At 70.7% G+C, this 21,784-nt stretch carries 13 protein-coding genes; 6 read left to right on the top strand and 7 right to left on the bottom strand.

The genetic code is table 11. The features are described from left to right. The first annotated feature begins 108 nt into the window (after positions 1 to 108). The 4 genes from ACT2CW_RS14265 to ACT2CW_RS14250 all read left to right on the top strand — a co-directional run bounded on the left by ACT2CW_RS14265 (position 109) and on the right by ACT2CW_RS14250 (position 11,870). Positions 109 to 8,484, top strand: coding sequence for a type I polyketide synthase (locus ACT2CW_RS14265; protein ID WP_445517014.1), 8,376 nt, complete (start codon positions 109 to 111; stop codon positions 8,482 to 8,484). A 65-nt stretch (positions 8,485 to 8,549) separates the two neighbouring features. Continuing rightward, entirely contained in the window at positions 8,550 to 9,308 is a 759-nt protein-coding gene (locus ACT2CW_RS14260) for an arylamine N-acetyltransferase family protein (RefSeq protein ID WP_445516825.1), read from the top strand. Between the two features lie 45 nt (positions 9,309 to 9,353). Then, positions 9,354 to 10,580 (top strand): LLM class flavin-dependent oxidoreductase, encoded by a 1,227-nt coding sequence (locus ACT2CW_RS14255; protein ID WP_445516824.1) that lies wholly within the window; start codon positions 9,354 to 9,356, stop codon positions 10,578 to 10,580. 87 nt (positions 10,581 to 10,667) lie between these two features. Continuing rightward, a complete protein-coding gene (locus tag ACT2CW_RS14250; protein WP_445516823.1) occupies positions 10,668 to 11,870 on the top strand; it encodes a cytochrome P450 in 1,203 nt (400 codons plus the stop codon). Here the strand turns inward: ACT2CW_RS14250 and ACT2CW_RS14245 are convergent. The 5 genes from ACT2CW_RS14245 to ACT2CW_RS14225 form a co-directional block, all read right to left on the bottom strand. Beyond that, a complete protein-coding gene (locus ACT2CW_RS14245; protein WP_445516822.1) occupies positions 11,846 to 12,544 on the bottom strand; it encodes an alpha-ketoglutarate-dependent dioxygenase AlkB family protein in 699 nt (232 codons plus the stop codon). The two genes, ACT2CW_RS14250 and ACT2CW_RS14245, sit on opposite strands and share 25 nt — an antisense overlap. 38 nt (positions 12,545 to 12,582) lie before the next feature. Further along, complete coding sequence (locus tag ACT2CW_RS14240) at positions 12,583 to 13,311, bottom strand: 2OG-Fe(II) oxygenase (protein WP_445516821.1); 729 nt, start codon at positions 13,309 to 13,311, stop codon at positions 12,583 to 12,585. Between the two features lie 104 nt (positions 13,312 to 13,415). Next, the gene (locus tag ACT2CW_RS14235) at positions 13,416 to 13,922 is read right to left on the bottom strand and encodes a methylated-DNA--[protein]-cysteine S-methyltransferase (protein WP_037955988.1); all 507 of its coding nucleotides are present in this window, start codon (positions 13,920 to 13,922) and stop codon (positions 13,416 to 13,418) included. 160 nt (positions 13,923 to 14,082) lie between these two features. Further along, entirely contained in the window at positions 14,083 to 14,307 is a 225-nt protein-coding gene (locus ACT2CW_RS14230; RefSeq protein ID WP_445516820.1) for a hypothetical protein, read from the bottom strand. A gap of 39 nt (positions 14,308 to 14,346) precedes the next feature. Next, positions 14,347 to 17,046 carry a SpoIIE family protein phosphatase gene (locus ACT2CW_RS14225; protein WP_445516819.1) on the bottom strand — a complete coding sequence of 900 codons (2,700 nt, stop codon included), beginning with the start codon at positions 17,044 to 17,046 and terminating at the stop codon, positions 14,347 to 14,349. Positions 17,047 to 17,226: 180 nt separating this feature from the next. On the opposite strand from ACT2CW_RS14225, the gene ACT2CW_RS14220 reads away from it, so the two are divergent. Further along, complete coding sequence (locus ACT2CW_RS14220; protein ID WP_445516818.1) at positions 17,227 to 18,162, top strand: S1 family peptidase; 936 nt, start codon at positions 17,227 to 17,229, stop codon at positions 18,160 to 18,162. A gap of 38 nt (positions 18,163 to 18,200) precedes the next feature. Here ACT2CW_RS14220 and ACT2CW_RS14215 read toward each other — a convergent pair whose 3' ends face one another. Both ACT2CW_RS14215 and ACT2CW_RS14210 read right to left on the bottom strand, forming a co-directional pair. Further along, positions 18,201 to 19,241, bottom strand: coding sequence for an NAD(P)/FAD-dependent oxidoreductase (locus ACT2CW_RS14215; protein ID WP_445516817.1), 1,041 nt, complete (start codon positions 19,239 to 19,241; stop codon positions 18,201 to 18,203). 100 nt (positions 19,242 to 19,341) lie between these two features. After that, a complete protein-coding gene (locus ACT2CW_RS14210; RefSeq protein WP_445516816.1) occupies positions 19,342 to 20,829 on the bottom strand; it encodes a PepSY-associated TM helix domain-containing protein in 1,488 nt (495 codons plus the stop codon). A gap of 218 nt (positions 20,830 to 21,047) precedes the next feature. On the opposite strand from ACT2CW_RS14210, the gene ACT2CW_RS14205 reads away from it, so the two are divergent. Further along, positions 21,048 to 21,743 carry a hypothetical protein gene (locus tag ACT2CW_RS14205; RefSeq protein WP_445516815.1) on the top strand — a complete coding sequence of 232 codons (696 nt, stop codon included), beginning with the start codon at positions 21,048 to 21,050 and terminating at the stop codon, positions 21,741 to 21,743. Positions 21,744 to 21,784: the final 41 nt, after the last annotated feature.

The raw sequence follows: 21,784 nt of genomic DNA, 5'->3' as shown, positions 1-21,784 counted from the left end.
CCCGAAGCGAAGGTCGTCGAAGCGCTGCGGGTCACGCTCATGGAGAACGAGCGGCTCGAGCGGGAGAACGCCGACATACGCCGCGGCCTGTCGGAGCCGATCGCGATCGTGGGGATGGCGTGCCGGTTGCCGGGTGGGGTGAGCACGCCGGAGGAGCTGTGGGACCTGGTGGTGTCCGGCGGTGATGCGATCGGCGGGTTTCCGGAGGACCGTGGCTGGGATCTGGAGAACCTCTTCGACCCGGATCCGGATCACCCGGGCACCAGCTATGTCCGCGAGGGTGGCTTTCTCCACGACGCGGGGGAGTTCGACGCGGGCTTCTTCGGGATTTCGCCACGCGAGGCGCTGGCGATGGATCCGCAGCAGCGCATCATGCTCGAGATCTCCTGGGAGGCGTTCGAACGCGCCGGGATCGACCCGACCGCGTTGCGGGGCAAGGACATCGGCGTCTTCTCCGGGGTGACCTACCACAGCTACGGCTCCGGAGCGCGGGTCCCCGAGGAGCTCGAGGCGGTCATGGGTACGGGCACCTCGGCGAGCGTCCTGTCGGGGCGGGTGTCGTATGCGCTTGGCTTCGAGGGCCCGTCGGTCGCGGTGGACACGGCGTGTTCGTCGTCGTTGGTGGCGTTGCACCTGGCCGTACAGGCGCTGCGGTTGGGCGAGTGCTCGATGGCGCTGGCCGGAGGTGTGACCGTCATGGCCAACCCCGGTATTTTCGTCGGCTTCTCGCGCCAGCGCGGGATGTCGAAGGACGGCCGTTGCAGGGCTTTCGCGGCCGCTGCGGACGGCACCGGCTTCTCCGAGGGCGCGGGAGTGCTGCTGGTGGAGCGGTTGTCGGATGCGGAGCGGCTTGGGCATCGGGTGTTGGCGGTGGTGCGGGGTTCGGCGGTGAATCAGGATGGTGCGTCGAATGGGTTGACGGCGCCGAATGGTCCGTCGCAGCAGAGGGTGATTCGGCAGGCGTTGGCGGGTGCGGGGCTGGTGGCGGGTGATGTGGATGCGGTCGAGGCCCATGGGACGGGCACGGCGCTGGGTGATCCGATCGAGGCGCAGGCGCTGCTTGACACGTATGGGCAGGATCGGCCTGAGGGGCGTCCGTTGTGGTTGGGGTCGTTGAAGTCGAATATTGGTCATGCGCAGGCGGCTGCGGGTGTGGCTGGTGTGATCAAGATGGTGTTGGCGTTGCGGCATGGGGTGTTGCCGAGGACGTTGCATGTGGATGAGCCTTCGCGGCAGGTGGATTGGTCGGCGGGTGCGGTCGAGTTGTTGACGGAGGAGCGGGTGTGGCCGGAGGTGGGGCGTCCGCGTCGGGTGGGGGTGTCGGGGTTTGGGGTGAGTGGGACGAACGCGCATGTGATTTTGGAGCAGGCGCCGGAGCCGGTGGGCGAGGTGGCGCCGGTGTCGGAGGTTCCGGGTGGTGTGGTGCCGTTGGTGGTGTCGGGGCGTGGTGGTGCGGGGTTGCGGGGACAGGCACGGCGGCTGCTGGACTTTCTTGAGGGGCACCCGGATGTGGGCGTGGTGGAGCTGGGAGCGGCGCTGACTTGTGGTCGGGCGGGGTTGTCGGATCGTGCGGTGGTGGTGGCGGGGGATCGGGAGGAGGCGCTGTCGGGGCTGGCAGCGGTGGCGGAGGGCGGTGGGGCGGGCAGGGCTGATGTTCGGGGTCGGGTGGCGTTTGTTTTTCCTGGTCAGGGTGCGCAGTGGGTGGGGATGGGTGCGGAGTTGTTGGAGTCGAGTGCGGTGTTTGCGGAGGGGCTTCGGGAGTGTGCGGGGGTGTTGGATCCATTGACGGGGTGGTCGTTGGTGGATGTGGTGCGCGGAGCTGAGGGTGCGGCGTCGTTGGACCGGGTGGATGTGGTGCAGCCGGTGTCGTTTGCGGTGATGGTGGCGTTGGCGCGGGTCTGGATGGCGGCTGGTGTGGTGCCGTCGTCTGTGGTGGGCCATTCGCAGGGGGAGATCGCGGCGGCGTGTGTGGCCGGTGGGTTGTCGTTGGAGGACGCGGCGCGGGTGGTGGTGTTGCGCAGCCGTGCGATCGCGGCGGGGTTGTCGGGTCGTGGCGGGATGGTGTCGCTGGCTGTGGGTGTGGTCGAGGCGGAGCGGTTGGTTGAGCGTTGGGTCGGGCGGGTTGAGGTTGCGGCGGTTAATGGGCCGTTGTCGGTGGTGGTGGCTGGTGAACGTGAGGCGTTGCGGGAGCTGGTGGCGGAGTGTGAGGGCGCGGGGGTGCGGGCGCGGTGGGTGGATGTGGATTATGCCTCGCATACGGCGCAGGTGGAGGCGATCGAGGAGGAGCTTGCCCGGTCGTTGTCGCAGGTGCGGCCGGTGTCCTCGCGTATTCCGTTCTTCTCTACGGTGGAGGCGGAGTGGCTGGACACCGCTGAGTTGGATGCCGGGTATTGGTACCGGAATCTGCGGAGCACGGTCCGGTTCGCCCCGTCCATCGACCGTTTGATCGGGGAAGGCTTTGCCGCGTTTGTTGAGGTGAGTGCGCATCCGGTGCTGACGATGAGCATCGAGGCGGCGGCGGAGCAGGCGGATGCCGGGCCGGTGGTGGTGACTGGGACATTGCGCCGGGACGAGGGTGGCATGCGCCGTGTGCTCACCTCCCTGGCCGAGGCATACGTACGCGGTGTCCCCGTCGACTGGACCGCCCTGCTCGGCAACGTCCCCGCGCACGTCGCGCTGGATCTGCCGACCTACGCGTTCCAACATCAGCACTACTGGCTCAAGAACTCCGCCCCTGCCGATGCGGGATCCGTGGCCGATCAGCTTCCGGGCATGGCAGAACTGACCGAGGATACCGGCGCGTTGACCGCTCGCCTTCGTGGGGAGTCCGCACAGGAGCAGGAACGCATCCTGCTGGAGACCGTCCGCCAGGAGACCGCAGGCGTCTTGGGCCATCCCTCGCTGGATGCCATTGAACCGGACATGGTGTTCAACCAGATCGGGTTCGACTCGGCCACCGCCGTGCAGTTGCGCAACCGTCTGAACGCACTCACCGACCGGACTCTGCCGACCACCCTGCTCTTCGACTACCCCACACCCCTGATTCTCGCCGACTTTCTCCGTGACGAGCTCGTCGGGGACACGGCTGCCCCGGCCCCGGAGGAGACAGCGGGGCCGACATCAGAGCCTGGGGCCGTGTCGACCGAGCCGGTGGCGATCGTGGGCATGGCCTGTCGACTGCCGGGAGGAGTCTCCACGCCCGAGGAGCTGTGGGAGCTGGTGCTTCACGGGCGGGACGGCATCAGCGACTTCCCGGTGAACCGTGGCTGGGACCTGGAGAACCTGTTCCATCCGGACCCGGACCACCCCGGCACCAGCTACGCCCACCAAGGCGGGTTTCTGCACGATGCCGGAGAGTTCGACGCGGGCTTCTTCGGGATCTCGCCGCGTGAGGCGCTGGCCGTGGACCCGCAACAGCGTCTGATGCTGGAGACCTCGTGGGAGGCGCTGGAACGGGCCGGGATCGACCCGACCACCCTGCGGGGCAAGGACGTGGGCGTTTTCTCCGGTGTGACGTACCACAACTACGGCTCGGGCGTAGAGCCGGTGCCCGCCGAGCTCGAGGGCATGCTGGGCCTCGGCGCCTCGGCCAGTGTGCTGTCGGGACGGGTGTCCTATGCGCTTGGCTTCGAGGGCCCGTCGGTCGCGGTGGACACGGCATGCTCCTCGTCCCTGGTGGCGTTGCATCTGGCGGCTCAGGCGCTGCGAGCCGGCGAGTGCTCGATAGCGCTGGCCGGTGGTGTCACGGTGATGCCCACGCCCGGCATCTTCATCGCCTTCTCGCGGCAGCGCGGCATGTCGGCCGATGGCCGATGCAAGTCCTTCGCCGCTTCGGCTGACGGTACGGGGTGGGCCGAGGGCGTGGGTGTGTTGGCGCTGGAGCGGCTGTCGGACGCGGAGCGGAATGGCCATCGGGTGTTGGCGGTGGTGCGGGGCAGTGCGGTGAACCAGGACGGTGCGTCGAACGGTCTGACGGCGCCCAATGGCCCGTCGCAGCAGCGTGTCATTCGGCAGGCACTGGCCAGTGCCGGTGTGTCGGCCGCCGAGGTGGATGTGGTCGAGGCGCATGGCACGGGCACGGCACTGGGCGACCCGATCGAGGCGCAGGCGGTACTGGCCACGTACGGTCAGGACCGTGATCGGCCGTTGCTGATGGGGTCGTTGAAGTCGAACATCGGCCATGCGCAGGCGGCTGCGGGTGTGGCCGGTGTCATCAAGATGGTGCTGGCGCTGCGGCATGGCATCGCGCCTCGGACATTGCATGTGGAGGAGCCAACGTCGCAGGTGGACTGGTCGGCGGGTGCGGTGGAGCTGCTGACCGAGGAGCGCGAGTGGCCGGAGGTGGTGGGGCGTCCGCGCCGGGCCGGGGTGTCCGCGTTCGGGGTCAGCGGGACCAACGCCCACGTCATCCTGGAGCAAGCGGCGACCGAGGCGAGCAACCCGGCCATGTCGTGGCCGAAGGGCGTTCCCGTGCCGCTGATGGTGTCCGGGCGGGGTGACGTGGCCTTGCGGGCCCAGGCGCGACGCCTGCGGGCCTTCCTTGCGGACGAACCGCGGCTGGACGTGAGCGAACTCGGCTTTGCGTTGGGTTGTGGTCGGGCGGGGTTGTCGGATCGTGCGGTGGTGGTGGCGGGGGATCGTGAGGAGGCTCTGGCGGGGCTGGCGGCGATGGTGCGGGGTGAGTCAGTCGCGGGGGTGGTGTCGGGTTCGGTGGTGCGTGGTCGGTTGGGGGTGTTGTTCGCTGGTCAGGGGTGTCAGCGGGTGGGGATGGGGCGTGGGTTGTATGAGGTGTTCCCGGTGTTCCGGGATGCTTTCGATGCGGTGTGTGAGGCGCTGGACCGGGAGCTGAGCGCGGGCGGGGTCTCCGGTTCGGTGCGGGAGGTGGTGTTCGGGGACGGTGAGTTGCTGGAGCGGACGGTGTTCGCTCAGGCCGGGCTGTTCGCGCTGGAGACGGCGTTGTTCCGGCTGGTGGAGTCGTGGGGTGTGGTGCCGGATGTGGTGGGTGGGCATTCGGTGGGTGAGGTGACGGCGGCGCATGTGGCGGGTGTGTTGTCGTTGGAGGATGCGGCGGTGTTGGTGGCGGCGCGGGGTCGGTTGATGGAGGCGCTGCCGGAGGGTGGCGCGATGGTGGCGGTGGGTGCGAGCGAGGAGCAGGTGCGTCCGTTGCTGGTGTCTGGGGTGGATGTCGCGGCGGTGAACGGTCCTGCGGCGGTGGTGCTGTCCGGGGATGAGGAGCCGGTGCTGCGGGTGGCGCGGGAGTTGGCGGGGCAGGGGTGTCGTACGAGGCGTCTGGCGGTCTCCCATGCGTTCCACTCCGCCCGGATGGAGCCGATGCTGGAGGAGTTCCGGCGGGTGGTTGAGGGCTTGTCGTTCGCCGCTCCGGTGATCCCTCTGGTGTCCAACGTGACCGGCCAACTGGCGGACACGGAGACGGTGCGCTCTCCGGAGTACTGGGTGGAGCATGTGCGTTCGGCGGTGCGCTTCGCGGATGGTGTGCGAGCGCTTGCCGACTATGGCGTCAGCACGTACCTGGAGTTGGCGCCGGATGCCGTCCTGTCCGCGATGGTCGGGGACTGTCTGCCGGAGGAGTCGGCCGAACGGCCCGTGGTCGTGCCGTCGCTACGGCGGGAGGGCGACGAGCCCCGGGCATTGATCTCCGCCGTCGCGCAACTGCATGTGGCAGGCGTGCGTATCGACCTCGGAGCGCTGTTCGGTGCCACGGCTCTCCCCGCCCACATCTCGGATCTGCCGACGTATGCCTTCCAGCGGGAGCACTACTGGTTGGTGGGGGACGGGCGTGGCGCCGGTGATGTGGCGTCTGCCGGGTTGGCGGGGGTGGAGCATCCCTTGTTGGGTGCGGTGATGGAGGTGCCGGGGTCGGGTGAGGTGTTGTTCACCTCCCGGTTGTCGCTGCGTTCGCATCCGTGGCTGGCTGATCATGTGGCTGCGGGTGCGGTGTTGTTGCCGGGTGCGGCGTTTGTGGAGTTGGTGGTGCGGGCCGGTGATGAGGTGGGTTGTGGTGGGGTGGAGGAGTTGGTGATGGAGGCTCCGCTGGTGTTGGCGGAGGGCGGGGCGGTCCAGGTGCGGGTGAGTGTGGCGGAGGCCGATGAGGGTGGTCGGCGCGGCGTGCGTGTGTATTCGAGGGCAGAGGATGCCGGTCTGGGTGCCGCGTGGGTGCGGCACGCGACCGGGACGTTGTGCCGTGCGGATGAGATCTCCGTTCCCGACACACGGTTGTCGGTATGGCCTCCGGTGGGTGCCGTAGCGGTGGATCCGAGCGACGTGGAAGGCCTGTACGACGGGCTGGAACAGGTCGGCTACCGGTATGGGCCGGTGTTCCAGGGGGTGCGGGCGGCCTGGCGGCTGGATGGCGCGGTGTACGCGGAGGTGGCGCTGCCGGAGGAGCATCGGGTCCAGGCGGCGGGGTTCGGGCTTCACCCGGCACTCCTCGACGCCGCCATGCACACCATCGCTTTCCACGACCGCGACGAAGCCGACGCGGAGCTCGTGTTGCCGTTCGCCTATCGAGAGGTGGCGCTGCACGCCTCCGGAGCCTCTGCGCTGCGGGTACGCGTGACACCGTCCGGCCCGAACACCATGTCCCTGGAACTGGCCGATGAGAGCGGCGCCCCCGTGGCTTCCGTGGGTTCGGTGGTGTCCCGCCCGGTCAGCGCCGAGCAGTTCGGCACGGCGGCGACGGCGGACCGGATGTTCCGCGTCGCATGGGAGGAACTGCCGGTTCGGCCGGACGGTGCCACCGTGGAGCCCGTAGCGGTGGGCGACGCCGAGGACGTACACCACCTGGCCACGACGCCGGAGACCTCCCGACCGGACGTGCTGCTGCTGGATCTCGGCGGCGGTACGGCCGATGTGCGGGAGCTGACCGGGCGGGTGCTCCGGGTCGTACAGGCGTGGCTGGCCGAGCCGTCACTGGCGTCCAGTCGGCTGGTCGTGGTGACGAGGGGTGCCGTCGCGGTCCGGGAGGCCGATCCGGTCGATCCAGCGGCGGCTGCCGTATGGGGCCTGGTGGGGTCCGCACAAGCGGAGAACCCCGGGCGGATTCTCCTCCTCGACATCGACCGAGCGACGATGCCCACCACGACGCTGTCCGCGCTTCCCGCCCTGCTCGCCGGTGACCAGCGCCAACTGGCCCTGCGCGACACCACCTGCTTCGCCCGGCACCTCACCCGTGCCGCTGAGGTGTCCCAAGCCAGTCCGGGTGGTTTGGGTTCCGGCGGGACGGTGCTGGTCACGGGGGGCACGGGGGCGTTGGGCGGGCTGGTGGCGCGGCATCTGGTGGCCGTGCATGGGGTGCGGAGTCTGGTGTTGGCCAGTCGGAGCGGGCCCGAGGCCATCGGCGCCGCCGAGTTGGAGGCGGAGCTGGTCAAGGCAGGGGCGCGGATACGGATCGTCGCGTGTGATGTGGCCGACCGGGGCGAGGTGGCCGGGCTGCTGGACGCCGTCCCAGAGGATGCTCCGCTGTCGGCGGTGGTGCATACGGCCGGTGTTCTGGATGACGGTGTGCTGACCGCGTTGACCCCGGAGCGTATGGATGAGGTGTTCCGGCCGAAGGTGGACGGGGCGCTGCATCTGCATGAGCTGACCCGGGACCTGGACCTGGACCTGTCCGCCTTCGTCCTGTTCTCCTCCGCCGCCGGCACCCTGGGCAACGCTGGACAGGGCAACTACGCCGCCGCCAACGCCTACCTCGACGCGCTGGCCCATCAGCGCCGGGCCCAGGGGCTGCCCGCCGTGTCCCTGGCCTGGGGCATGTGGCAGCAGGCCGCCGGTACGGGGATGACCGGCCGCCTCGGCGATGCCGACCAGCGCCGTATGACACGCGGCGGTGTCGCCCCCTTGTCCCCGGCCGAGGGCATGGAACTCTTCGACACGGCGCTGCGTACGGCCGAACCCACGGTCCTCCCCATCAAGCTGGACCTCGGCGCGCTCCGCGCCCAGGCCGCCGGCGGGGCGGTCCACCCGCTGCTGCACAGGCTCGCCCCGACCGCCCGCCGAGCCGCCGCCCCTCGGGCCACGGCCGACCAGGGCCTGGTGACCGATCGGCTGGCCGGGGTGGCCCCCGAGGAGCGGGAGCGGATCCTGCTGGACATGGTGCAGCAGGAGGCCGCCCGGGTGCTGGGACACTCGGCGGCCGCCACCCTCGACCCCGATGTGCTGTTCACCGAGATCGGTCTGGACTCACTCATGGCGGTGGAACTACGCGATCGCCTGGCCAAGCGCACCGCGCTGCGGCTGCCTCCCAGCTTTGTCTTCGACCACCCGACTCTCCGGATGCTGGCCTGGCAACTGCGGGACGAACTGGAGAAGGCGGACGCGGACGCTCCCCCCGGAGCCGCCCCGACCCCCGAGGCCGAGGCTCTGGCCCCCGAGGCCGAGGCTCCGATCCCCGAGGGCCCAGCCCCTGAGGCCCTGGCCCTCGAGGCCGAGGCCAAGGCCCCGGCCCCCGGAGCCGCCCGGGAGTGACTCCGCCCAGCACACCCGGTTCAGCCGGACCGGCACCGACCGAAGCGGCAAGAAAGGGATCGCATATGTTCAGCACGGACACGTACCTGGCGCATCTGGGGTTCTCCCAGCCGCCCGCCCCCACCCTGCCGAACCTGCGGCAGCTGCACCGTAGCCATCTGATGACGGTCCCCTACGACACCAACCACACGCACCGCCTCAGCGCCGAGAACATGGCCGACATCGATATCGACAAGGCGTTCGCGGCCATCGTGCCGACCGGCGACGGTGGCATGTGTCTGGAGCTGAACACCCTCTTCGCCCGGCTGCTCCGCGACCTGGGCTACGACCTGGACGTCATCAGCGGAGGCACATATCTGCCCGGTGACACCTTCGCCCCCGACCCCGAACACATGCTGATGCTCGTCCGTGTCGAGGGGCAGGAGTGGCTGGCCGACGTGGGACACGCCGGGCTCTGCTTCACCGAGCCGCTGCGTCTGTCCGAGGAGGAGGTGCAGTGGCAGTACGGCTGTGCGTTCCGGCTGATCCGGCGGGACGGCTATCTCGTGTTGCAGGCCAAGACCCTGGACCACGACTGGCGCACCACCTATCGCTTCACCACCGAGCCCAGGACCTATGACGCCTGGGCCGGTGTCGGTGAGGGCAAGGGCCCGGCCATCCTGGCGGCGATGCGCCGACGCAGGCGCGCCATCGACAAGGGGCAGGTCTTCCTCACCAACAACATGTTCACGATCGTGGAGGACGGCCATGAGAAGGTCACCCTCCTCGTCGATCCGGAACAGCGCGCCCAGGTGCTCGACACGTACTGGGACGGCCGCGACTGACCGAGCCCGCCGCCGACGACCAGCAGATGAGAGTGATGATGCGCCATGAAATTCGGCTTGCTGTACGGGGCCCAGCTGCCCCGCCCCTGGACCCAGGACTCAGAACACCGCCTGTTCAGGGAGCTGTTGGAGGAGATCGAGCTGGCCGACCGGCTGGGCTTCGACCATGTGTGGTGCCCTGAGCACCACTTCCTGGAGGAGTACTCGCACATGTCCGCGCCGGAGGTGTTCCTCGGCGCGGTCAGCCAGCGCACCAGCCGCATCCGCATCGGCCACGCGGTCGCCCTGATGCCCCCGGGGTTCAATCCGACGGCACGGGTGGCCGAGCGGATCGCCACGCTGGATCTGCTCTCCGACGGACGTGTGGACTTCGGCACGGGCGAGTCCACCACCCCCACCGAGCTGGGCGGCTTCGGTGTGGAGCGCTCCGTCAAACGGGACCAGTGGGCGGAAGCGGTGGACGCCGTCGCCCGTATGTTCGTCGAGGAGCCCTTCGCCGGGTGCGAGGGAAAGTATGTGTCCGCTCCGATCCGCAATGTGCTGCCCAAGCCGCGGCAGAAGCCACATCCGCCGATGTGGATGGCGTGCGGAAACCGGGACGCGATCCGCATCGCGGCCACCAAGGGACTGGGCGCGCTGAACTTCTCCTTCTTCGGACCGGCGGAGACCAAGAAGTGGGTCGACGCCTACTACTCGGGCATCGAGTCGGCGGACTGTGTGCCCGCCGGGTTCGCGGTCAATGCCCAGATCGCCGCGACCATTCCGATGTTCTGCCACGAGGACGAGACCACGGCGGTGGAACGTGCCGTCGACGGCGTCCAGTTCTTCAACTTCGGCCTCGGCTTCTACGCGGGCTTCGGCACCGCCGCACCGGGCCGCACCCGGCTGTGGGAGGAGTTCCAGCGCGACCGCGACAAGCACGGCATGGGCCGCTCCTCCTTCGGCAAGCCCGGTATGCCACTGGGCAATCCGGCCCGGGGCGCGGTGGGCACCCCGCGCCAGATACGCGACTTCCTGCGGCTGCACGAGGAGGCCGGACTGGACCAGGCGATCTTCCTCGTCCAGGGCGGCGGCACCCGGCACGAGCACATCTGCGAGTCGCTGGAGCTCTTCGCCAACGAGGTGATGCCGGAGTTCAAGGAGCGCGACGAGACCGCCGAACGGCTGAAGGCGGCCCGGCTCCGGCCCGCCATCGACGCCGCCATGGCGCGGCGCGAGCCGCCACGGACGGCCGACCCCGACTACATCATCCCCGCCCGGAGCCAAAGCTGACACCACAGCTGACCGGCACCGGCACCGGCACTGGCATCGGCATTGGCATCGGCATTGCCCCAAGCAGAAGGAGAACGTGTTACCACCATGGCTGACACCCCCGAAGAAGAACTTCGGATCCTCGACCCGCAGACCGTCGCCCAGGAGTTGCGCAAACACGGCCCGCCGCGGCAGATCACGATGAACGGCACCACGGCGTGGCTCGTCTCCCGCTACGAGGACGTCCGGGACTGTCTCGGACACCCCGGCATGAGCCCGGCCGCCGCCTACGCCGCCTCCCAGGGCCAGACCACTCCGGTGAGCGGGCTGTTCGAGGACACGCTGCCCGGCACCAATCCGCCCCAGCACACCCGGCTGCGCAGGCTGCTCGCCAAGGCGTTCACCACACGCAGGGTGGAGAGCCTGCGGCCGCGGGTGCAGGAGATCACCGACACACTGCTGGACAGGATCGCCGTCGACGGCCGGGCCGATCTCGTCACCGCGCTGGCCATCCCGCTGCCCATGCAGGTGATCTGTGAACTCCTCGGCGTGCCCATCGCCGACCGCACCGAATTCCACCAGTGGGCCGATCTGATGCTCATGCCCCCGCTGGACCCGGACACCGCCGCGCGTTCCCAGGACGCGGCCGCCAGGTTGTGGACGTATATGGAGGACCTCGCCGAGGCCCGGCGGAAGGCCCCCGAGGACGATCTGATCAGCGATCTGATGTCGGCACACGAGGACGACCGGCTCAGCCACCGCGAGGTGGTCGCCACCGCCCGGATGATGCTGATCGCCGGATACGAACTCACCGGCAGCTTCATCAGCAACGCGGTCTTCTCGCTGCTGTCCCAGCCGGACCAGCTGGAGCTGCTGCGCAAGGACCCCGAGCTGGCCGGGCGCGGCCTGGAGGAACTGCTCCGGCACGCCGGTCCTGGCATCCTCGTGGTGCGTTTCGCCAACGAGGACGTGGAGATCGGCTCCGTACCCATCCGCGCCGGCGACCAGGTGCTCCTGGACATGGACGCCGCGCACTCCGACCCGGCACACTTCACCGACGGCGAGCGGCTGGACCTGACGAGGGACTCCGCCGTGCATCTCCAGTTCGGCCACGGCATCCACTACTGCATCGGTGCGCCACTGGCCAGGGTCGAGGGGCAGATCGCCCTGAAGAGCCTGGTCCGGCGGTTCCCCGGCCTTCGGCTGGGCGTTCCCGCCTCCGAGATCGGCCACAGCAAGAACCCGTTCATCCGCTCGCTGACCACGCTCCCCGTCGAGTTCGAGGCTCAGCAGCCTGCGGGCGCGGGGTGATCGCTGGACGGCGTCGGATCGGCCAGGCCGGTGACCCGCATGGTGATGTTCAGCCGTCCGGACTTCAGTCCGGTGGCCGGGTCGCCGGTACCGGGCAGGATCTTGGGGACGGCGTGGTACGCGTAGCGGGAGGCGCCGCCGAAGACGAACAGATCCCCGGAGGCGAGTTCGAGATCGGTGTACGGCTTGGTGCGGGTCTCGGTGTTGCCGAAGCGGAAAACGCAGCTGTCGCCGATGGTCAGCGAGACCACCGGGGCGGATGACCGCTCGTCCTTGTCCTGGTGCATGCCGAGTTTCGCCTCGGCGTCGTAGAAGTTGATGAGTGCGGTGTCGGGGGTGTACCCCTCACCGGCCGTCTCGTCGTCGTATGCGTCGGCCAGAGCACTACGGCCCAACTCGACCATCCAGTCCGGGAATTCGGCGACCCGGGCGCCGTTCACATCGTCGGCGGTGCGGGTGTACGCGTAGGGCTGCCAGTGCCAGCCGATGCACACCGTCCGCACCGACATGACGCCCCCGCGCGGCAGCTTGGTGTGCCGGATCGGGACCGGGCCGGTGGCCCAGCCCCGGCAGGCGACGACCAGCTCCCGCTGCTGCTCGAGGCTGAGCCAGCCCGGCACATGGACCGCGCCGGGGGCCACCTCGAGACGTGGGCGGGGGATCAGGGCGTTCATACGGGGATTCTCCGCGGACGAGGACTGGACAAGCGACATCAGGTGGCGTCGTGGAAGACCAGCCCCAGCGCGTGGCGCCGCCCGGACCGCACCGTGCTGACCCCGTGCCGCATCACCCCGGCCGACCAGCCGCGCTTGGTGGCCACGGGACGGTCACGGGTGGTGAAGATCAGGCCGTGGCCCTGCTGGAGGACGGTCGTGGTGCCCCGGGACTGGGCCCGGGGCCGCTGCTCGACCAGCAGGAACTCCCCACCCGTGTAGTCCGTGCCGTACGCGTCCAGCCCGATCACCACCTGAAGCGGGAAGACCATGTCGCCGAACACATCCCGGTGCAGTGCGTTCCAGTCGCCGGGGCCGTAGCGCAGCAGGATCTGCGCCGAGCGCCCCTGACCGGCCTCATGGCACATGGCCAGCCACTTCTCGAGGCTGTCCGGCCAGGGCGCCGGGCGGCCGAGCCGCTCCGCCCAGTCACGGGCGATGGTCAGCAGCCGCGGATAGAGCGCGGCGCGCAGCTCGGCGACCGGTTCGGGCAGGTCATGGGTGAAGTAGCGGTACTGACCCGAGCCGAAGCGGTGGCGGGCCATGTCGATCGTGCTCCGGAACTGCTCGTCCCGCTCATAGAGCCCGGCGACGCGGGCGCACTGCGCGGGGGTCAGCAGCCGTGGCGTGAGCGCGCACCCGTAGGTGTCCAGCTCCTCGGCCAGCTGTGTCCAGTCGGCCGCGGCCACGCACTGGTGGAGGCGTGCGGTGTCGGTCGTGGTGCTCATAGGTGTGCTCCGGGTTCTCCGGGATCGGGATCCGGGAAGGGTGCGGTACGGGCCCCCGGCGGCGGGCCCCGGCGGTGGGCCCGCGGTCGGTGCGAGGCCCGCGCTCAGGCCGACTGGAGGGCGCCTTCGTGGACGAGGAGCCGCTCCTTGCGCTCCAGCCCGCCCGCATAGCCGGTCAGTGCGCCAGTGGCGCCGATGACACGGTGGCAGGGCCGGACGACCAGCAGCGGATTGCGGCCGATCGCGGTGCCGACGGAGCGGACCGCCGTGCGCGGGGCGCCGATCTGCCGGGCGATGTCGCCGTAGCTGACGGTGGTGCCGTACGGAATGGACTCCAGCGCCTGCCAGACCCTGCGCTGGAACTCCGTACCGCCCGCGACGCACTCGATGTCGAAGCGGGTGAGCTCGCCGTCGAAGTAGGACCGCAGCTGGGAGACGATCTCGGCGAACGCCTCGGCGTCCTCGCTCCAGCCGTCCTGGACGACGGCTCCGCCCTTCTGCCCGGGCACGGACAGGGAAACGAGCGCGGTACCCCCCGTCGCGGTGGCGGACCTCTCGCCCACCAGCAGCAGCTCGCCGAGCGGGCTGTCGATCGTCGTGTGGACCGTCATGGCTGTGGTCCCTCTCTTCTTCTCGCCGTTCTGTCTTGCGCTGCTCCCAGCATGCGTCGTGCGGACCCGGAAAGCTGGCGGGATTCGGACATGGCGCTTCGGGCGCCCGGCGCCCCATGTCCGGCGGCTGCTGCCCGAGTCCGGCGCCCGCGCCCCCGTGTCAGCGGATGCCGATTCGCCCGTTCGAGAAGTGGCCGAGCGCCTGGTTGATGTCGCTGAGGGGCTCGCGCAGGGCGTAGACGGCGAAACCCAGCCGGGTTCGGACCGCCGGCCAGGCGAACACCAGCACCCAGAGCTGGGGGGCGCTGGGGTCGAGGGTGACGAGGAGGAGGACCATGGCCGCGATGATGACGGCGGCACCGGCCACCCCGGCCCACGCGGCCACCGGCAGGGTTGGGGAGGACGTGTGCGTGGTCTGCCGCGCTCAGCGGCCGTCCAGGGGTGTCTCGGCCCAGATGACCTTGCCGTGCGGGGTGTAGCGGGTGCCCCAGCGCTGGGCGAACTGGGCGACGAGGAACAGTCCGCGCCCGCCCTCGTCGGTGGTCGCGGCGCGGCGCATATGGGGTGCCGTGCTGCTGCCGTCGGAGACCTCGCAGACCAGGCCGCGGTCGCGCAGCAGTCGTAGGTGCAAGGGAGGGGCGCCGTACCGCAGGGCGTTGGTGATCAGTTCGCTGATGATCAGCTCGGCGGTGCACACGGCGTCCTCCAGGCCCCACGCCCGTAGCCGCTGGGCACAGGCGGCGCGCAGCGGGGCGACCGCCGCCAGGTCGAACGGCACGTCCCACGTGGCCACGTTCTCCGGGTCGAGCAGGCGGGTGCGGGCCACCAGCAGGGCGACATCGTCGCTCGGGTGGGGTGGCAGAACGGTCTGGAACAGGCTCCGGCAGGTCGCGTCCGGATTGAGGTCCGGCTCGGCCGTGAGGGTGCGGCACAGCAGGCCAAGGCCGGTGTCGGTGGTCCGGCCGCGGCCTTCGAGGAGACCGTTGGTGTACAGCACCAGGCGGCTTGCGGCCGGTGGCGAGAGGCCGACCGCCTCGAAGCGTTCCCCGCCCAGGCCGAGCGGCGGGGAGACCGGCACCGCGGGGATGTCCACGGTGCCGTCGGGGTGGGCGAGGGCGAGGCCCGGATCGCCGGCCCGGGCCACGGTGCATTGGCCCGACACCGAGTCGTGGATCGCGTACAGGCAGCCGACGCCGGTGACGCGGGTGCCGTGCGCGTCGGCGTCGTGCTCCAGGTCGAGACGGGTGACCAGCTCGTCCATATGGCAGAGGAGCTCATCCGGGGGCACGTCCAGGGCGGAGAAATTCTGCACCGCCGTGCGCAGCCGGCCCATCGTGGCCGCGGCGTGCAGACCCTGCCCGGCCACCTTCCCGACCACCAGCGCGACCCGGGCGCCGGGAAGGGGAATCACATCGAACCAGCTTCCGCCCGTCCCGCCCGGCGCGGGCAGATAGCGGGCCGCCGCCTCCACGGCGTCCTGATCGGGCAGACCGCCGGGAAGGAGGGTGCGCTGGAGGGCGGTGACCATGGTGTGTTCGCGGGTGTAGCGGCGGGCGTTGTCGACGCAGACGGCGGTGCGCACGGCCAGCTCCCCGGCGATCGTCAGATCCGTTTCGTCGAACGGCGCACGGTGCCGGGCCCGCCAGAAGGTGGCGAGGCCCAGGGTGACACCGCGGAACCGCAGCGGAACGGTGATCAGCGAGTGGATCCCGTGGTCGAGGAGGCGCCGGGCCTCCCCGGCCGGCCACTCGCCGGTACTGGTCGGATCGGCCTGGAGATCGGCCTGGAGATCGGCCTGGAGGAGGACGGCGGCTCCGGTCCGCACGGCCCGGTTCTGCGGTGTGGAGGGGGCGTAGACGACCCGCTCGCCCACGCGGAAGAGGGGGGCTTCGGCGGGTGCCCCGCCGACGGCGGTCCGGTGCGGCGCCAGGGGCTCGTACGGCGGTTCGGGCTCCTCGCCGCGGAGTACGGGGTCCAGCAACTCGACGGCGACGATGTCGGCGAACCGGGGGACGGCCACGTCCACCAGCTTCTCGGCGGTGCCCGTCAGTTCCAGGGTGGAGTTGATCCGCACACCGGCGTCGGACAGCAGCTTCAGCCGTTCGCCCGTCTCCACCGCCCGGTCGGAGAGCACCCGCAGCGCGGTCGTGTCCCGCAGCGTCACCACGCTTCCGGCGGGGGTGCCCGCACGGCCCGTGGACCGCATATTGACCGACAGCAGCCGCTCCCCGCAGGAGTGCACCTCGTCCGTGACGTGCCGTTCCGACGTCAGCAGCGCTGTCAGGTGGGGTTCGAGGCCGAGCGCGCCGACATGGTGCCCCTCCGCGTCCGGAGCCAGCCGGAGCAGCTCCCGGGCCTCGTCGTTGACGAGCAGCAGCCGCTTGTCCGCCGTCAGGACCAGCACACCTTCCCGGACCGAGTGCAACACCGCGTCATGGTGTTCGTACATCCGCGTCATCTGCGCGGTGCCCAGGCCGTGGGTCTGCCGCCGCACCCGCCTGTTCAGCAGCGCCGCCCCGCCCGTGGCCAGGGCCAGCGCCCCGGCGCCGCTGCCGATCAGCATCGGCAGCCGGCGGTCCACCGTGCTGTGCACGCTCTGGATCTTGACTCCGACCGACACTCCGCCGAGGAAGGTGCCATCGGCCCTGGTGACGGGGACCGCGGAGACGACGGACGGGCCCTGGCTGGCCCGGAAGGCCTGCGAGATCGTCTTTCCGTGCAGTTCGTCGCGGATCAGCCCGGCGGGTCCGACGATCCGCTTGCCGATCAAGGGGGTCTCGGGGTGGGTGAGGCGGATGCCACGAGTGTCGAACACGACGACGCTGTCGACGCCGGAGCGCTTCCGTGCCGCCTCGGCATGCGACTCCAGCGCCGATGTCGGTTTGTCGCCGCTCATGGCCCGGGCAATGCCCGGAGCGTGCGCGAAGGTCTCGGCGACCGCGAGTGATCGCCGATGGGCGTCGGCCGTGCCATGAGCCCGGGCATCCGTGACGACGGCCACCACCGCGGCGGTCACCAGAACCAGGATCAACAGAAGCTGAAGGATGAACGCCTGCCCGGCGACGCTGCGCAGATGCGGCAGGGGCCCCAGCCGCCTCCGGGCCGGACGAGCATGTCTGCTCATAACGGCATTTATAACACTCCTCCCGTCACGGTCGGCGGGGAGCCCGCGGCATCGCTTGATCGATCAGTGTGTCGATCAAGGGCGGTCCGCGATGGCGCGGGGCGGTGGGTTACGCGTCCGCCCGGCCACGGGCACAATGAGGCAGCTGGACCAACTACCGCCCCTTTCAAGGAGGTTCGGGTGAGAACAGCACGCCGTACCAGAAGACGTGGCCGGTTCCGGTTGATCGCCGCGGTGTCCGGTCTGTTCGTCACGGCGGCCCTCGCGACGGCCGGCACGAGTGCGGCCGCCTCCTCCGGGTCCACCGCCACGTCCGCGTCCGCGTCCGGGTCAACGCCCATGCCCGCGTCAACGTCCGTGTCCGGTGCCGCCTCGGCCGTGGAGTCCCTGGATGTCCCGGGCACCGCCTGGACCGTGGACGAGCGCACCGGAACGCTGCGTGTCCTTGCCGGCTCCACGGTACGGGGCGCCGACCTGGCCAGGCTCGACCGCACCGCCGAGCGCTTCGGCGGCGCCGTCACCGTCGAGCGCCTCGGTGGCCCGCTGCGGACCCTCCTGTCCGGTGGCGACGGGATCTACTCCTCCACGGGGGTGCGCTGCTCCGCGGGGGTCAATGTGCAGAGCGGCGCCACGTACTACTTCGTCACCGCCGGCCACTGCGCCGAGACCAACGCCACCTGGTACACCGGCTCCGGTACGGCCACCCCGGTCGGCCCGACGACCGGCACCAGCTTCCCGGGTGACGACTACGGCGTCGTCCGGTACACCAACACGGCCGTTCCGCACCCCGGGACCGTGGGGACCGTCGACATCACCGGGACCGCCACCGCCCACGTCGGCCAGCAGGTCTGCCGCCGGGGTGCCACCACCGGTGTCCGGTGCGGTGTGGTCACCGCGCTCAACGCGACCGTCAACTACGGCGGCGGTGACATCGTCTACGGCCTCATCCAGACCAATATCTGCGCCGAACCGGGCGACAGCGGTGGTCCGCTCTACGCGGGCGACAAGATCATCGGCATTCTCTCGGGCGGCTCCGGGGACTGCGCCTCCGGAGGCACCACCTACTACCAGCCCATCCAGGAGGTGCTGAGCGCCTACGGCCTCACCGTCTACTGACGGCCGCCCGGCGGTGGTGGGTGGCCGTGCACCGCGTATCACAGGCCGTGGCGGCGGTCGCCCAACACCGCTTCGCAGACCCGCGACTCCACCTCCGCGGAGAACGCCACCTCGTCTACCTCGTCGCGGGCCCGGGCCGCGGCGACCGCCTGTCGGGTCTCCTCGGCGATCAGATCCGCGTTGATGTGGGCGCCCGCGGTAGCGCCCGCCGCCGCGGCGGCGCCCACCTGGGCGGACAGATCGGTGATATTGCCCGCGGCCCACACCCCGGGCACATCGGTGCGTCCGGTCGCGTCCGACGGGATGTGCTCACCGGCGCCACTCGGATGCGCCACCGGCCGCAGCCCGATCGGGGCCAGGAAACCGGTGCGCGCCACCATCCGGGACGCGACGGCCAGGGCCTCGCGCTTGACCACGTCGCCATCGCGCAGGCGCACACCGACGAGACGGTCGTCGACGATCTCCAGGGACGCCACCTCGCCGTCCACCACGCGGATGCCACGGGCGGCCAGGTGCTCCGCCTCCTCGCCGGTCGGCACCGGCGAGGTGTGGGAGAAGAAGGTGACGTCGTCGCTCCACTGCCGGAAGAGCATCGCCTGGTGCACCGACAGCGGCCCGCTCCCCAGGACGCCGATGGCCTGGTCGCGGATCTCCCAGCCGTGGCAGTACGGACAGTGCACCACATCCCGGCCCCACCGGGACCGCAGCCCGGGGACGTCCGGCAACTCGTCGACCAGCCCGGTGGCCAGCAGCAGCCGGAGTGCGTGGACCCTCCGGCCGTCGGCCAGGGTCACCTGGAACCCGGTCTCCTCCCGGGCCACGGCGGCCACCTCGCCGGACACCACCTGACCGCCGTAACCGCGGACCTCGGCCCGGCCCCGCTCCACCAGCTCGGCCGGGGGGATTCCGTCCCGGGCCAGCAGTCCGTGCACCCCCGAGGCCGGGGCGTTGCGCGGGTCGCCCGCGTCGATCACGACCACCGAGCGCCGCGCCCGTGCCAGCATCAGCGCCCCGCTCAGCCCTGCGGCGCCACCGCCGATCACCACCACGTCGTAGGCGTTCTCCAGCTCATCGGTCACCTTGACCACCTCCACGGCCCACCATGCGAGCCTGCCTCGGAGCGAGGCAAACCCGCTTGCCGAGGTGGCAAACGCCTGCTGGTGACTCGGACCCGTCGGCTCAGGTGGCGGATGTGGTGCCGCGTCGGCGGGCGATCTCGCCCATGAGGATGTCGACGGCCAGGAAGGCGGCGAGCGGGATGCCGAGCAGGGGCAGGTAGTAGCCGATCACGGCGATGACCGTGGCCAGGGGGAGGAGGACATACACCGGCACCCGTCGCCACGCACCGCGCGGGATCGGCCGCCCGAACGCGGAGGCGCGGCCGCGCTGCCACCACATGCGGTAGCCCCAGACGATCAGGAGGATCAGCGTGAGCGCGAGAGCGGCCAGGGCGATCTGGTTGACGAGGCCGAAGAGGTTTCCGGTGTGGAGGTCGATGCCCCAGCGGGTGAGCTTGGCGAGCACCGGATAGTCGGCGAACCGCTGGACGTCGGTCACCTCGCCCGTGGCCGGATCGATGGCCACCGAGTCCTGCTTCTCGGGCCAGCTGCGCTGGATCTGGCTGACGACATACGCACTGCCCGGCTCGGCGGGCGGCACGATCTCGACGGGGTTGTCCAGGCCCTTCGCGCGGGCGGCCCGCAGAACGGTGTCCAGGCCCACATCGGCGGGGTGCCCGGCCTTCTCGCCCGTACCGCCCATGTCCATCCCCGGCATCGAGCCGGAGCCCATGTGATGTCCGGTGTGTTCGCCACCGCCGACGGTGGCCGAGACGGCCGGGGTGGTCTGGCCGATGGCGGTGCGCAGGTCCTCCACCTTGGCACCCGCGTAGGTGGACCAGGTCAGACCGGTGGCGGACAGGAACAGCAGCCCCAGCGCCACCCACAGCCCGGCCGCGCCGTGGAAGGACATGGTGCGCTTACGGCCGGTGGCGGCACGCTCGGGCAGGGCGACGGCCCGCAGCGTGCGCTTCTTACGGCGACGGCTGAGCCAGAGCACCACACCACCGAGCGCGATGACCCACAGCCAGCTGGCGGCGAGTTCGCTGTAGAGGCGGCCGGTCTGCCCGAGGTGCAGATCGCGGTGGAATTCATCGATCCAGGTGCGCAGCGGAAGGGCGCCGCTGGAGCCGTACTGCTCCAGCGCCCCGCGCACCTTCCCGGTGTACGGGTCGACGAAGACGGCCAGCGTGTGGTCGGGATCGACACCCTTGACGCCGGAGAGCAGCACCCGGGTGGTGGCGCCGTCCTCGGGGGAGGGGCGTACGGCGCTGATCTCACCCTCCGGGTGGGCCTTGCGCGCGGCTGCCACCTGCTGGGAGATGGGCAGTTCGCGATCGCCCACGGGGACGCTCAGCTCATGTCCATAGACCAGCTTCTCGGCCTGGAACGATCCGGCGTACAGCAGCCCGGTCACGGCCGCGACCAGCAGGAACGGCGCGACCAGTACGCCCGCGTAGAAGTGCAGCCGCAGCACCAGCGGCCGCAGGGCGGCCCATACGGAGCCACCCGGCCCGGCCTCGCCGGGTCCGGTGGGGGAGTGTTGTTCCTTGTCGGCGGCATCGTCCGGGGAGTCGCCCGTGGCCGGGGCGAGGGGTTCAGCGGACATGGACGACTCCTGGTTCGGGGGCGACGGCGGGAGGCGGACGCGTTGCTGGCAGCGCCGGTTGAGTCGTCGGGTGAACACGTGGATGAGTTCCGGGCACCTTCTGTGAACTGGCTCACAGAGGTCAGGTGGAGGCGGGTTCACCGGCCACGCTTGTCACCCGCGTGATGAAGATTGAGCCACCGTCACGCACACCGGCGGCGGCTGGCACCATGGCTGCCATGTCCGCCGGGCCACCCTTCCGCCTCGCACGAGCCGCCGTGTTCGCGGCGGTGTGCGTCGTGGTGACGGCGCTCGGACACACGCTGATGTCCGGTGACACCTTGCCGGTGTGGGCCGTGGCCGCCGCGTTCGCAGGGACGACGGCCGCCGCATGGTGGGTCACCGGACGCGAGCGTGGTGCGCTGGTCGTGACCGGTGCGACGGTGGTCGCGCAACTCGGTCTGCACATGGCGTTCCGGTTCGCGGAGGCGACGGCCGCTCCCGTGGCGGGAAGCGCCACGGGCGACGGGCGTCCGGGGGTGCGGGACATGGGCGCCGCCCCGATGAGCGGCGCCGCCATGGGCCATATGCACCATGGCACGGACGCGATGTCCGCCACCGCGCCGTCCCTGGGCCATCTGCCGTGGCCCTGGGCGGGTCCGGGCGGGCCGGGCATGGCCACGGCCCACCTTCTCGCCGCGCTGATCTGCGGGTGGTGGCTGTGGCGCGGTGAGCGGGCCGTCTTCCGGCTCGGCCGTGCGCTCGCGGCCCTGCTGTTCGTCCCGCTCGTCCTCGCCCTGCGCATCCTGGGCGCGGGCGCCACTCCGCTGCCCGCGTGGCCGTCCGCACCGGCCGTCGCCCGCCGGTTGCGCGGAGTCCTGCTCCGGCACGTCATCCTCCGCAGAGGGCCACCGGCGCGGTTCGCCGTCTGCTGAACCGCCCGTCCTTCCCCTGCTCCGATGTGGGGTCCGCCCCG

The organism is Streptomyces sp. NEAU-174 (assembly GCF_052665095.1).
This window is presented reverse-complemented; position numbering and strand designations above follow the sequence as displayed.

What these genes read in the sequence shown, in the direction of transcription:
- ACT2CW_RS14235 (WP_037955988.1), bottom strand. Translation starts at nt 13,922, where the DNA reads ATGACGGTCCACACGACGATCGACAGCCCGCTCGGCGAGCTGCTGCTG.
- ACT2CW_RS14260 (WP_445516825.1), top strand. Translation starts at nt 8,550, where the DNA reads ATGTTCAGCACGGACACGTACCTGGCGCATCTGGGGTTCTCCCAGCCG.
- ACT2CW_RS14250 (WP_445516823.1), top strand. Translation starts at nt 10,668, where the DNA reads ATGGCTGACACCCCCGAAGAAGAACTTCGGATCCTCGACCCGCAGACC.
- ACT2CW_RS14245 (WP_445516822.1), bottom strand. Translation starts at nt 12,544, where the DNA reads ATGAACGCCCTGATCCCCCGCCCACGTCTCGAGGTGGCCCCCGGCGCG.
- ACT2CW_RS14205 (WP_445516815.1), top strand. Translation starts at nt 21,048, where the DNA reads ATGTCCGCCGGGCCACCCTTCCGCCTCGCACGAGCCGCCGTGTTCGCG.
- ACT2CW_RS14225 (WP_445516819.1), bottom strand. Translation starts at nt 17,046, where the DNA reads ATGAGCAGACATGCTCGTCCGGCCCGGAGGCGGCTGGGGCCCCTGCCG.
- ACT2CW_RS14210 (WP_445516816.1), bottom strand. Translation starts at nt 20,829, where the DNA reads ATGTCCGCTGAACCCCTCGCCCCGGCCACGGGCGACTCCCCGGACGAT.
- ACT2CW_RS14255 (WP_445516824.1), top strand. Translation starts at nt 9,354, where the DNA reads ATGAAATTCGGCTTGCTGTACGGGGCCCAGCTGCCCCGCCCCTGGACC.
- ACT2CW_RS14240 (WP_445516821.1), bottom strand. Translation starts at nt 13,311, where the DNA reads ATGAGCACCACGACCGACACCGCACGCCTCCACCAGTGCGTGGCCGCG.